The organism is Dokdonia sp. R78006, from assembly GCF_042466145.1.
Classification (GTDB): Bacteria; Bacteroidota; Bacteroidia; order Flavobacteriales; family Flavobacteriaceae; genus Dokdonia.
Genome location: NZ_JAXHBU010000001.1, coordinates 28,840 through 42,985, shown reverse-complemented (window position 1 = coordinate 42,985; position 14,146 = coordinate 28,840). Strand labels below are relative to the sequence as shown.

At 40.4% G+C, this 14,146-nt stretch carries 7 protein-coding genes; 3 read left to right on the top strand and 4 right to left on the bottom strand.

Going from position 1 to position 14,146, the window contains the following annotated elements:
* Positions 1-66: 66 nt before the first annotated feature.
* From SJY37_RS00170 to SJY37_RS00160, 3 genes are all read right to left on the bottom strand, one after another.
* Positions 67-1,143, bottom strand: coding sequence for an ABC transporter permease (locus SJY37_RS00170; RefSeq protein ID WP_298328109.1), 1,077 nt, complete (start codon positions 1,141-1,143; stop codon positions 67-69).
* Positions 1,140-2,888, bottom strand: a complete 1,749-nt coding sequence (locus SJY37_RS00165) for a BT_3928 family protein (protein WP_298328106.1) — start codon at positions 2,886-2,888, stop codon at positions 1,140-1,142. The genes SJY37_RS00170 and SJY37_RS00165 overlap by 4 nt, the downstream gene beginning before the upstream one ends.
* A 76-nt stretch (positions 2,889-2,964) precedes the next feature.
* Positions 2,965-3,504: a DUF1599 domain-containing protein gene (locus tag SJY37_RS00160; protein WP_298328103.1), complete on the bottom strand. Its 540-nt coding sequence runs from the start codon at positions 3,502-3,504 to the stop codon at positions 2,965-2,967.
* 292 nt (positions 3,505-3,796) lie between these two features.
* Here SJY37_RS00160 and folP point away from each other — a divergent pair, with 292 nt between their 5' ends.
* Together folP and SJY37_RS00150 are read left to right on the top strand one after the other, a co-directional pair.
* The gene (gene folP / locus SJY37_RS00155; RefSeq protein ID WP_298328100.1) at positions 3,797-4,621 is read left to right on the top strand and encodes a dihydropteroate synthase; all 825 of its coding nucleotides are present in this window, start codon (positions 3,797-3,799) and stop codon (positions 4,619-4,621) included.
* Between the two features lie 134 nt (positions 4,622-4,755).
* Complete coding sequence (locus SJY37_RS00150) at positions 4,756-11,901, top strand: T9SS type B sorting domain-containing protein (RefSeq protein ID WP_379952658.1); 7,146 nt, start codon at positions 4,756-4,758, stop codon at positions 11,899-11,901.
* Positions 11,902-12,206: 305 nt separating this feature from the next.
* On the opposite strand, the gene SJY37_RS00145 is transcribed toward SJY37_RS00150, so the two are convergent.
* Positions 12,207-13,274 (bottom strand): PorV/PorQ family protein, encoded by a 1,068-nt coding sequence (locus SJY37_RS00145; protein ID WP_379952657.1) that lies wholly within the window; start codon positions 13,272-13,274, stop codon positions 12,207-12,209.
* A gap of 123 nt (positions 13,275-13,397) precedes the next feature.
* Here SJY37_RS00145 and SJY37_RS00140 point away from each other — a divergent pair, with 123 nt between their 5' ends.
* Entirely contained in the window at positions 13,398-14,120 is a 723-nt protein-coding gene (locus tag SJY37_RS00140) for a phosphatidylcholine/phosphatidylserine synthase (protein ID WP_298330870.1), read from the top strand.
* Positions 14,121-14,146: the final 26 nt, after the last annotated feature.

The following is a 14,146-nucleotide window of genomic DNA, read 5'->3' as shown; positions in this document are numbered from 1 at the left end:
GTAAGAGAGGTTTACTCTTGATTTAACCCAGTTTTCACGATTACGTTTTCGTAAGAAGCTTGTAACCTAGCGTAGCCTAATTTTTGGATCTAGCCAGCCGTAGACGAAATCTACAAGAATATTTATGATTACAAATAGCGTAGCGATAATAAGTACGGCACCCATGATAATAGGTAAATCCAGTGTGTTGAGTGCATCTACTATTTCCTTACCTAAGCCATTCCACCCGAAAATATATTCTACAAATACAGCACCCGCGAGCATGGATGCAAACCATCCAGACACTGCAGTAACTACAGGATTTAATGCATTTTTAAGTGCGTGATTTTTTATAATCTGGTAGGTGGTGAGACCTTTAGCTTTGGCAGTTCTTATATATTCTTGATTATAAACCTCAAGGAGCGAGTTACGCATTAATTGAATCACAACGGCAAGCGGACGTATACCTAAAACTAGCGCTGGTAAAATCAAGTTCTTCCACTGGATGTGAACATGCTCCCCAAAATCATCCATCTCATACAAGCTACCTGTCATATTGAGATTGGTATATTTATGAAGCGCATAGCCAAAGAGCCATGCAAAAAGAATAGCGCTAAAAAAACTTGGAACACTCATTCCTAGAGTACTTACAATCTGTATGGTTTTGTCAACCCATGTGTCCCGCATTTGCGCAGAAATAATCCCTAAAAAAACACCAATACATATGGCAATCACAATAGCGCTTACGGCAAGAACAATCGTGTTAGGTAACGTTTCGGCAATTACTTGTGTGACGGGTTTGCCTGTCTTTTGAAAACTTTCTCTTAGGTATGGATATTTTACAGCTAGCGTCGTATTGCCAATCTTAAATAGTGGAGTTGCGCTGTACTTGCCAGAGGATAGAGATGTATAGTTTTGCTCATCATTAGCGTGTAGAGAGAGCAAAGAAAGATCGTTAATGTAGTATGCGTATTGCGTACTTATAGGCTTATCAAATCCATATTTTGCACGCACTTTAGCTAGTTGTTCTGGATCTTCATTTTGATCTAGCATCATACGTGCGGGATCTCCAGGAAGTACCGTAAACAAGAAGAAAATGACGGTTACTACTCCCCATAATGTGAGAAGCGCATAACCTAATTTATATAATAGGTATTTAATCAATTTGATGCCGCCTTACCTTCGAGCATTTGCTGTTTTGCAGCAAGCGCTTCATCAAGAGTTATTTCTTTGTATTCAAAGTCTTGACCAAAAAGGTCTTTTCCATATTGCTCAATAGTTTGAGGAAATCCAGCTGCAGCACGTCTTTTATTTACATCTTGTGGATCTGCTATAGGCCATATAAAATCGGCCATGTTTGGGTATGTTGCTCCTTGAGTACCATAAATTTGAGGTTCGCCGTTACTCATAAGTAAGCGGTCTTCCATCATTGCAACAAGTCTGTATGGCAGTTCGCCATCTTTTCCAGCTTTTTTAATGAAATCTATGTAGGTTGGTATTTTATCAGGATTATGCTGGATTACATACCAAGCAGCAGTATTTGTAGGTTCGCCCACGATACTCTTCCCAGGATATCCTTTAGTTCTTATAGTATATTCAATGCGTTCAAGATTAATACTATCTAGTAATTCCTGTTGCTTCCATATAAAATTTTGAAATTCCTCTGGAGCTACGCCTAGCTTTTTAGCTTCGGCATTCTTTTCTTCTCCGTCTTGCAAGTACATCATCCGTCTGTACTTTTGATCGAGAATGGCTATACTATCTAGCTCATGTTTGAGGGTGAAATCAAGGTTTGGTTTACTGTTTTCTAGGGTTTGTAAGCGCAAGTCTTTCGCGTCATTATAGTGAAGCTTTTGTAAAATAGTTCCTTTATGAAGACTCACAATCCCAGGATTTGCACGTACAATAGTTTTTAAAACCGTTTCATCTGTAAAGTAAAACTTAAAAGGAAGTTTAAAGTCTTGCACAAATTCATCTGTTACATCTTGTGACGAGGAGCTTAGACCTATGACGTTATATCCTTTTCTAATAGCATCTTCTGCCGTGGTTCTAATATTATAATAGCCTTCTCGCTCCGTATTAGTTAAGTTATAAGCAACAATTACAACGAGATTTTCTTTCTCTAGAAATTCTGTAGTATAGTTTTCTTCTCCGCGCTCTATTGTAAAATCGTGTACTGGTGGCTCATAACCTTCGGCTGTCTGTACCACCTCGTAGGAGATAAACTCTCCGTCTACTTGTGGGTAGCCTCCTTCTGTGGTAATAACTTCTTCCTTGTCATCAATATTAAATTTCCATTGATATTCAAAAGTAGCTTCTGGTGCGCCCTCTGGGATTTTCATTCCTTCGGCTATGTTAGAGCCTACTTTGTAAGCTCTAAAATCTAACCATGGTAGGTGCTCGAGTACGTGCATACCAAAGAACATACATGCTAAAAATGATACAAAGACAATAGAGGTGTTGATGAGTTTTCCAAAAAGAGGTAGGATATATTTCTGATTAAACATCAAGAAAAGGATAAGCACTAACAAAATCACATCTTTTGCAAAAGACTCCCACGGCACTAACGGAATAGCATCACCAAAACATCCACAATCTGTCACCTTATTAAAGTATGCCGAGTAGAAGGTGAGAAATGTAAAGAATGCAATCATTGCAAACAGTAGCCACAAGGTGATTTTTTTACGATACCCTACCAGCAAGGCAATTCCTAATAGCACTTCAACCACCACAAGTATGATGGCAATAAGCAAAGCGTAAGGTGATAAGAATTCAAGCCCTAAAACCTCTGCGCTAAAATATTCTTGAAGCTTATAAGAAAACCCTAGAGGGTCGTTAAGCTTTATAAATCCGCTAAAGATGAAAAGTGCTCCTACAATAAAGCGAGCTATGTGTGTAAGTAGTTTCATATATAATCCAGTAGTACTGGAGGTGTATTGGTCACGTTTTCGCGAAAGCGTAACTTTTATTCATAAATACTAATTCTTATGCATCACCTAAGTGAATCATTGCAAAAACAGCATAATTAATCATGTCTTGATAGTTTGCATCAATACCTTCAGAAACGAGGGTTTTTCCTTTATTATCTTCTATTTGCTTCACACGCAACAATTTCTGGAGAATCAAATCTGTAAGACTGCTCACTCGCATATCACGCCATGCCTCACCATAGTCGTGATTTTTATCCATCATTAACTGTTTTGTGAGTTTTATTTTCTCATCATAAGCATGCGTAGCCTCTTCAAGCTCCATGTCTGGTTGCTCTACCACGCCGCGCTCAAGATTTACTAGCGCCATGGCGCAGTAATTAATGATACCTATAAATTCAGATTGCTGCCCTTCATCCACTTTTTGCACCTCGTTTTGCTGTAACCCGCGTATGCGCTGTGCTTTTATAAAAATTTGATCGGTTAGAGAAGGAAGTCTCAATATGCGCCATGCACTCCCATAGTCTTTCATTTTTTTAATAAAAAGGTCTCTACATTGTGTGATTACCGCATCATATTGGGCAGAAGTGTCAGGCATGCTATGTTGTTTGATTTTTGGTAAATTTCGGTTAAAATCTTCAATATAAGAAATGAGTTCTTGCTTAGAAAGTAATGCTAGCTATTATCCTTTTGAAGCACAGCGTTTATGGTGTATTTTTGAAGCAGTATCCCGCTTTCTGTTGCAATTCCTCGCGGCGGTTGCACCAGCCAGCAGCGGGATTTTCACTACAATCGGGGCTATGGAGTAGAGGTAGTGTGTGATTAAAAGTAGCTGCTAAAGAAGTCAAACTATCCTAGAATAATAGCCAAAGATTTATAAATAATCATCTATGAAAATAAACTGTAAAGGAATGCTAATAGATCTCTCCAAGCCTAAGGTGATGGGAATACTAAACCTTACTCCAGATAGTTTTTATGATGGTGGTAGGTATAAAGATATGGACGCTGCTATTGACCAAGTAAGAACAATGCTTGATGATGGCGCCACATTTATAGACGTAGGAGCTTATAGTTCGCGACCAGGAGCTGTAGATATTTCGGTAGAGGAGGAGGAGTTAAGATTGATACCAGTGATAGAGCAATTGGTGATATTATTCCCTGAGATTATAATCTCTGTAGACACCTTTCGCGCAAGCGTAGCAAGAAAAGCAATAGCAGCGGGAGCAGCTATTATTAATGATATTAGTGCAGGGCAGTTAGATTCAGAAATGATATCTACAGTAGGGGAGCTGGGTGTTCCTTATATAATGATGCATATGCGAGGCACTCCTCAGACTATGAAGGAACTTGCGGTCTATGAGAATATAACAAAAGAGGTGCTGCATTACTTTAGTGAGCGAGTTGCTGTCGCAAGGTCTCATAAAATAAATGATCTCATAGTAGATCCAGGATTTGGATTTGCAAAAACAGCTAGCCATAGTTTTGAGTTACTTAATAAGTTGGCAATCTTTAAACAGTTAGACTTACCTATTCTCGCAGGTGTTTCCCGTAAATCTATGATTTATAAAACCCTGGAGACATCACCAGATAAAGCACTTAATGGGACCACGGTATTAAATACAATCGCGATAAATCAAGGCGCACATATATTAAGAGTTCATGACGTAAAGGAAGCTATGGAAGTGGTAACTCTTTGTAAAGCGTGCTCCATATAGTTTAACCTTCATAGTTAACTTATATTACTACTGCTAGATGGTGTTTTTATGAAAAATTCACTTAAGAAAACGAGTCTCCGTTAACAGGATTTTAGCAAAAAAACGCTATTTTTCACTCCTTAAATAATTCTATAATGAGAATCCTACGTTTAGCTTTAATTCTAATAGCTTTTTCTTTTATAAATACGTCGCTTTTTGCTCAGACATCGGCAGGAGGTTCTACGTTTCAAGATGCAGTTCCATTTTGTACCAATGATCCTGTTTTTGCGACACCATTTGACGCTTGTTTTTCAGGTAGTACAGATTCAAACTGTACTACATCAGGACAAGCAGGTCCCAATTATGGTTGTTTAGGTAGTCAACCTTTTCCTACTTGGTATTTCTTGCAAATTGATCAAGCAGGAAATTTAAATTTTCAAATCACCCAGAATACAGCAATAGATGATGACGGAACTCCAACAGGAACAGGCCTTGATGTAGATTATATAATCTGGGGTCCTTTTGCAGATACTGATGTTTTTGACCAATTGACTGCAGCTAATATTGAAAGTTGTAGCTTTTCTTCAGCACCAGTAGAGTTTCCTACAATTACAAATGCGCAAGAAGGTGATGTCTATGTTTTTATGGTTACTAATTTTTCTGGTCAACAAGCGGAGATTTTTATAGAGCAAACTAATGACCCAATGAATACTGGAGTTGGTAGTACAGATTGTTCTATTGTAAATGCTTCACTAGGAGCAGATCAAGATGCTTGTGAAGGAACAACAGTAACACTAGATGCTACGAGTACAGAAGCAGCTGGTTATGCATGGGCTGTAGATACTGGAGCAGGTTTTATGCCTGTTTTAGACGGTGGTGGAGCTCAAGTTACTACAGCGATGCTTAACGTAACTACAAGTGGCGAGTACCAAGTGACAATCACAGATACTGCTGGTGACACAGGAACAGACGAGGTTATCGTTACATTCTTCACAGTACCAACAGCAACAGCTCCAGATGATATTTTTGAGTGTGATACAGATTCAGATGGTTTTGCAAGTTTTAATCTAGACGCTCAAATTCTAGATATTTTAAATGGACAGAGTGCGACAGCGTTTTCTGTTTCTTTCCATTTGAGTCAAGCAGACGCAGATACAGGAGCGGGAGCTTTAGCAGGAACCACAATATATAACTCTGTAAGTGATGAGATTTTTGTTCGTGTAGAAAACAATGGCTTGCCTGCATGTTCAAGTACTACCTCATTTAATATTGAGGTTGTTGCATTACCTATAGCAACAATGCCTGCTACCTATGAAATTTGTGACGATAATATAGACGGTGATGATACTAATGGAGTGGCTACCTTCAACCTTTCTACATTAGATGACGAAGTTTTAAATGGCTTAGATCCAGTGCAGTTTGAAGTGAGTTATCATGTAAACGGACCGGAAGCATCTAGTAATACAAATCCTCTTCCTGCAGCATATACAAATACATCAAGCCCTAATAACGATACTATTTTTGCAAGAGTTGAAAATACAGCTTTCACTGGTTGTTTCTCAATAACATCAATTAATCTTAGAGTTAATGCTCTCCCAGTCCTAACCACACCAGTAACTTTACGTCAGTGTGATGATGATACAAACGGTGTTACAACTTTAAACTTAACACAGTCACAAAGCGAGTTGAGTACAAATTCGGCCAACGAGACTTTTACTTATGTAGACGCTTCTGGCACACCTATAACTGATCCTACGGCTTATATAAACAGTGGTTCTCCTTTTAATGAGGCTATTGCTGTGACTGTTACAAACCTAGATGGATGTTCACGAGAAGGAGTTATTAACTTAATTGTGAGTGCTTCTCAAATTCCAACAGGAACATTCTTTGCAGATGAGATTGAGTGTGATACTGATGGTGATGGTATTGCTGTATTTGATTTCTCTGGCGCTACTGCTACGATAGAAACATTTTTCTCACCACAAGTAGTATCTGTTGCTTATTATGAAACAGAGCAAGAAGCCTTATCTGAGATTAACCCTATTATAGATACTGCTGCTTATAGCAACAATCCGTTATTCACAAGTGCTGGTGGCGTTCAAGATATTTGGGTTCGTGTAGAGGCAGATACAGATAATGGTTGTGTAGGCCTTGGAGAGCACGTGAGACTTACAGTGACTCCCAACCCAACATTCCTTCCTACAATCAGTAGTATTGAGACTTGTTCTGCTGTAGCAAATGCAGCTACTTTTGATTTAACGCAGAATGTAGCGGAGATCACTGGTGGAGACTCAGATCTAGAAGTTACTTTTTACGAGAGTATAGCGGCTTACACAGCAACACCTCCTGTGGCGATTGCAAGTCCTACTTCTTTTTCAAACAGTAGTAATCCGCAGACTATTTTCTATAGTTTAAGAAGTACGAGTAGCACGTGTACGACCTTTGATACTGCGATGAATTTTGAGACTATTGTTAATCAAAATCCTGTGGCTATCACGCCGTCAGAACTTCAAGTGTGTGATGAAGATGGTGTGGTCGATGGCTTTACAACGGTTGATCTTTCTCAAAAAGATGCAGAAATCACTAGTGGTTTTAATGCAAATCTTACAGTGACCTATCACTTAGATGCCGCTGGCGCTACTACTGGCGATGCAAGCATTCCAGATAGTACCATGTTTACCACCACGAGTAATCCGCAGATTGTAGGAGTTCGTGTGACTAATAATACAACAGGTTGTTTTTCAACTACAAGCATGAGCATCCGTAGTTTCCCAGTACCTGTGGCTGTCACTCCAGCCGACTATGAGGCTTGTGATGATGATAATGATGGTGTGTTTGACTTTTTTGTGCTTTCATCTAGAGATACTGAAATTACTGGTGGTGACCCTAGTTTAAGTGTTGCTTATTACCTTACCCAAGCAGATGCAGATAACGCGCCTGTAGGCCAAGAGCTGGACGCAGCAATGTATATCAATAACGACCCTTTTGAGCAGATCATTTTTGCTCGTGTGTTTAATGCGATAGGTTGTTATGACACAACACCGCTTACCTTGAGAGTGCTTAACACTCCAATGCCTAATGAAAATGCAACTCCTTTTGCATTGTGTGATGATAATAGCGACGGACTACAGATTTTTGATTTAAGTACACAGGTGGTAAATATTTTAGGAGGTCTAGACCCTGCAACCCACAGTGTGGTGTGGTTTTCTTCTCTCGCTTCCGCGGAAGCTGGAACTCCTGCCATAGCAACTCCTAGCGCTTACACCAGCAATACGGCAACTGTTTTTGCAGTGGTGACAGATACGGCGCAACCAACGACCACGGCTACTTTTTGTAGTAATATAGCGACCCTTTCTCTTGTTGTGAATCCGCTTCCTACTCCGGTACAACCTGCCGAATATGAGCTTTGTGATGATCTAGAGAGTGGTAGTGATACCGATGAGTTTGCGAGTTTTGATTTACGTAGCCGTGATGATGAAATTACTGGTGGTAATGATGACTGGGCAGTAAGCTATCACCTTACCCAAGGCGATGCCGATGCAGGTGCACCAGCACTTCCAGATGTATATCAAAACACCGTAATGGCTAACCAAACTATTTTTGCTAGAGTAGAAAATATAGTAACTAGCTGTTTTGAAACCACCACGCTTACTTTAGTGGTAAACCCACTACCATCACCTACCACTATTGTAGCGGTAGAAGAATGTGATACCATGGCAAATGATGGTGATGTAGATAATGATGGAGACGCAGTATTTGATCTTACAGGTCAAGTAACTGCAGATATCATCAATGGAGAGACGTTTATGTCACTCACTTTTCATGAGACACTCGCTTCCGCGGAACTGGGCAGTCCATCGATAGCAACACCGGCGGCTTATGAGACTGTATCTAGAACAATATTTGTACGAGCAACCGATACGGATCCAGCAACTGCAACCCAGTGTTACCGTGTTATCGAACTAGAACTTATCGTACAACCAGCACCTGTGCTACCTGCGGTGATTCCAGATCTTACCTCTTGCGATGATAATGAAGATGGACAAGCACTTTTTGATCTTACTCAAAATGATGCGATTGTTCTAGGAACACAAACTACTGCTGATGTTACTTTAACGTATCATGAAACCCTTGCTAGCGCAGAAGCTATGGTAGGAAGCGTAAGTGATATGCCAGTTGCCGATCCGCTGAACTATTTAGCAAGTGCACCAACCACACCAATCTGGGTACGTCTAGAAAATACAACTACAGGATGTACGGTAGTTGGCACTTTCAATCTTAACATAGCGATGATTCCAGCGATCACACCTCCCGGCGTTTTTGAGGAGTGTGATAGCGAAGGAGCACTGGTAGGCACCGATACTGATGGAATTACAAGTTTTGATTTAACAAGCCTTGATACTTTAATTACTGGAGGAGACACCACTTTAAGTGTTAGCTATTATGAGTCGCAAGCAGACTTAGATGCTGGGACAACCAATGCGATTTCTACTCCAACAGCTTATGTAAATACAGGAATGAGTCCGCAGACCATTTTTATCTTAGTAACTAGCGATCAAGCAGGAATGTGTGGCGCTCAGACTACGGTAGACCTTCAAGTGAATCCGTTACCAGTAATTGGAGAGCCATTACCAGCTGCAGTTGCTTGTGATGAGGATAATGACGGCTTTGGAGCTTTTGACCTGCAACAATATAATGACGACTTACTAGCAACAGTAACAAACATAGACTTGCGTTTTTATGAAACACTAGATAATGCAACGGCAGATACGGGAGCAGGTCAGATAGATATTACCCTTCCTTATAATAATATCTCAGGAATGACTTCGTTATATGTAGTTGCACAAGATACAGACGCTACGACAGCCACAAGTTGTACGAAGATCTATGAGTTTGAGCTTATTGTGTTCCCTATTCCAGAACTTCCTACAACACTAGCAACCCTTGCAGCTTGTGATGATAATAATGATCTAATGGAGGTTATTGACCTCACCCAAAATGAGTCTACGATTATAGGAACGCAAGATCCAGCAACCCTTATCATTACCTACCATAATACACAAGCAGATGCTGATTTGGGAATCAATCCAATTGTAAACCCTACCGCTTATACAGCAACACAGATAGCACCACTAGAAATTATCTGGGTACGCTTGCAAGTAAGTGACGGCTCTCCAAATATATGCGCTGCCATTGGTTCATTTGAGATATCGGTAGAGACACCACCTACGGCAAACCCGAATGGTGATGATCTAGATCTCATGATTTGTGATGATGATACAGACACCTTTACGGAGTTTGACTTAAGCGTAAACCAAGCGAGTCTCACTGGTGGTGATCCGCTGCTTACGGTAACGTATTATGAGAGTCTTGCTGCTTTGAACGCAGGAACTCCTATTACAGATCCTTCGGCGTATACAAACATATTAAACCCTCAAACCATCCAAGCGGTAGTATCAAGTCCAGCAGGATGTAGTGATGGAACAACCTTTAATATCGAAGTATTACCACTGCCAACACCAAATACTAATCCAGATGCGCTAGAAGTGTGTGACACGACTACAGATATCGATACAGATGGTGATGGAGTGATTGATGCAGGTTCAGGTTCGGCAACAGATGGTTTTGAAGTCTTTGATTTAACACCTGCTATCGCGCAGATTGCGGGAGCAGAACCGGTAAATATAACGGTGTATACAGAACTCGCTTTCGCGGAAGCGAACCCAGAAGACACTACGCTCGCCATTACAGATGTGACTGCGTTTATCAATACCGTGACTGGCAACCAAACATTATACGCAAGGGTGGAACGTGATGTGCCAGGAAACAGCGACTTGGATAGCGACGGAAATCTATGTTTTGTAGTCGTTCCTTTTGAAGTAGTAGTAAATCCGCTACCGATCTTGGCAGCAGCAGGACCTGTAGATTATACCTTCTGTGAAGAATTTGATGGTGATGACGCGATGGGAAGTGTAGATCTTACGACCCTCGCAGATTTAGCTGGATTACTTGCTGCGCCGCAGGTAACCAGTGATTTTATTATCACTTACCACGAACTAGAAGTACAAGCGACTGCAAATGCAGCAGCGCTAAGCTCGCCATACACGGTGGCAGATAATCAGGAATTATTTGTGCGTATAGAAAATGCGACGACAGGATGTGTGAATTTTACTAGCATCATCTTTACAGTAGAGTCACGACCAGAAGTATTCCCAGCAGATAATATCGTGCAATGTGCAGACGATTTTGGAGTAAATATCGCGCCAGAGCAGAGTACGGCAACTTTTGATCTTACTCAGCAAAACGCTGTTATCACTGGAAACGTCGCAGCAACTTCCGTAAGTTATTACACTAGCCTTGCAGATGCGCAGGCGATGACAAGTGCGATTGCTACCCCTAGTGCTTTTGAAAACATAACGAATCCGCAAGTGATTTATGCTAGAGCCGTAAACACGGCTAGTAGCTGTGAGAGTAGCACGGTAGTAGATTTTGAGATATTTGTACAACCGTTACCATACACTAACTTAACTCAAGAAGGCGGGCAGATTTGTGTAGATGAGATTACAGGCGAAGCGCTTAATCCATTTACCATTGATGGTACGGTGGAGAGTCCGCAGATTGGGGTTACTTATAGTTATGTTTGGACACGTGATGGCGCATTAGTATCGCTAAACCCTGAGGTGACTATTGACGCTGCAGGGACGTATCAAGTGATGATTACCGCTACTTATGGAGATGGAACAAGCTGTGATTATGTAGCAGAAGCGGTGTATAGCGCAGAGAGTGCTCCCGTTTTTGAAGCGGTCGTTGTAGAATCTTCTTTTAACAATAGCGGATTATACACGGTAGAAGTAATTAATGTTACAGGAGCAGATGTCGCTTCAGCATATGAGTTTGCAATTGATGATGGGCCGTTCCAGAGTAGTACTACTTTTACAGGAGTAACTCCAGGAACACACACTGTTTTTGGAAGACTGGCCAGTGGTAACTGTAGTATCTCAGAAGTAGAGATAGGGATAATTGATTACCCACGATTCTTTACACCGAATGCAGATGGTTTCCACGATACATGGAATATCATAGGACTAGGAGTGGCACCAAACTTAAATGCAAAGATTTTTATCTTTGATAGATACGGTAAACTCTTAAAACAGATAAGCCCAGTAGGTGCTGGATGGGACGGTACCTTTAATGGACAACCAATGCCATCAAGCGATTACTGGTTCCGCGTAGAGTTTACAGAAGTTGACGAGCTAGGAACACAAAGAACCGTAAACGGACACTTTACGTTGAAGAGATAAGGAAAGAGCATACATTGATTATAGAAGCCCTCAGTATGTGTTACTGGGGGCTTTTTTGTGTATTGATATTTAGGATAGAAATAATCAGTTATCTGCTAAGCAATCTTAGCGTTTAAACAAGCTTTAGCTCTATGTAATTCTTGGATACCGTTTAATTTTTTGCGTGAGGGATAGCAGTGGTTACCCCGCAGTGTTGTGGAGCGATAGCGGAGCATCACGAAGCGTATAAACGTATAGCCCGGTCACTAGACTTCAAGAATGAAATGAATGAAGGATAGGGGCACGCCCTGAGGTAAAGAAAAAGGCTATCTAAAAAGCTCCCAATCTAACTTTACAGAAAACACGTTAGAATAAATAGCAGCGCTCTGGTCACCTATATCTGTAAGTGCATAATCCACATGGATCCCTTTGTACTTGAATCCTACACCTATATTAGGTTGAAAACCTATAGACGTGGAGTCATCAAGAGCAGTGAGTTCTTGAAAATTACCAACGCCAGCTCTTACATATACTAGCTCTGCATAGCCAAACTCAAGTCCTAAGGCGGGTGTTGCACTTACGGCAGACGATGATATTATATCATTAGTTTGAGCAAATCTAAAATTCATATCTAGTTCTGCACGTAAGGAGTAATCATAATGAAAAATCCACTGGCGACCGAATCCTACTTGAAGTTTAGGGATGGTGATTTCTGTACTTTCTGGTAAATCTTGATTTTGACCTTCGACGGCATCGCTTATGGTAGCAAACTCATCTTCATCAATACTCCACGCGTTTACTGTAGTGGTGATGTCTCGAGCCATAACTCCAAAATCCCAATCTCCTTTTTTCCATTGCAACCCTACATCAAGGCCAAAACCCCAGCTGTTTGCAAAGTCACCTATTACTCTTCTCACCACCTTTGCATTCACCCCTAAATTCAAACCATCTAGCGGAAGTGCTCTTGCATAAGACACAGTAAAAGCATAATCTGCAGTAGAAAATAGACTGATACGATTGTAATCTATGTTTCCTTGGTCGTCTATAAGTTGGGTAGTATTTAAAATATCATCAACGCCAAAACGTATAATTGATATTCCAATAGCACTTCTATCATCAAGAGGTTTTGCAAAAGCGATGTAATCATAATTTGCAATATTTGCAAAATAGGAGGCGTGCATTAATGAGATCTGGTTATCTTCTAGGTTTACTAAACCTGCAGGATTCCAATAGCCTGCATTTACATCACTCGTACCTGCGACTACGGCATTACTCATACCAAGAGCGGCAGCATCTACACCAATATTCAAAAATTCATTCGAATATTTACGAACCGTTTGTGATACAGCAGTAACTGAAATGAGTAAAAATAGTATAGAAAGTGATTTTTTCAATAGCAGGATTTATGGGACAAATATCCCACTTTTAGTACACATTGTAAACAATAAAACGAGCTAGATATTGCACAAGCCTATATTAGTCGAAAATTCTTCCATACTTTTACTAAAAATTAAACAATGTCTATAAAGAGTTACGTTCCTAATGCCATCACAATGGGTAATTTGCTAAGCGGTTGTGTAGCGGTAGTTTTTGCTGTAAATGATCGTCTAGAGCTTGCTGCGATATTTGTAGCTCTTGGGATTTTCTTTGATTTTTTTGACGGCTTTTTTGCACGAATTCTTAATGCTTCTAGTGATGTAGGGTTACAGCTAGATTCCCTTGCAGATATGGTTACTAGCGGCGTTGTGCCAGGAGTAGTTATGTATCAACTGCTAGAAGATGCCAGCGGTATTCCTTGGGGAGCGGCACTAGAAGAACAGCACTTTCACTTGGGGTATATAGGTTTTGCAATTACGATGGCTTCGGCATATAGACTTGCAAAGTTTAATGTAGATGATCGCCAGACTAACTCATTTATAGGGCTTCCAACTCCTGCAAATACCTTATTCATACTAAGTTTACCTCTTATATTGATGTTTGAAGAGTACGCTTTCGCGAAAGCGTTATTAGAAAATCCATACGTCCTTATAGTACTTACCGCATTAAGTTGTTTTATGCTCAATGCAGAACTTCCATTATTTGCACTAAAGTTTAAAAACTGGTCTTTTGGAGAGAACAAAGTGCGTTACCTCTTTTTACTTGCAAGTGTATTATTGCTTGTATTCTTCCAGTTTTTAGGAATACCTATCATCATCATTCTCTACATCCTTCTTTCTATCGTTTTTAAAGAGCAAGCGTAGTCTTTCATCTATGTAGCCATTATCTT

Coding starts and splice junctions, on each gene's coding strand:
- SJY37_RS00165 (WP_298328106.1), bottom strand. CDS start 2,888: ATGAAACTACTTACACACATAGCTCGCTTTATTGTAGGAGCACTTTTC.
- SJY37_RS00160 (WP_298328103.1), bottom strand. CDS start 3,504: ATGCCTGACACTTCTGCCCAATATGATGCGGTAATCACACAATGTAGA.
- folP (WP_298328100.1), top strand. CDS start 3,797: ATGAAAATAAACTGTAAAGGAATGCTAATAGATCTCTCCAAGCCTAAG.
- SJY37_RS00150 (WP_379952658.1), top strand. CDS start 4,756: ATGAGAATCCTACGTTTAGCTTTAATTCTAATAGCTTTTTCTTTTATA.
- SJY37_RS00140 (WP_298330870.1), top strand. CDS start 13,398: ATGTCTATAAAGAGTTACGTTCCTAATGCCATCACAATGGGTAATTTG.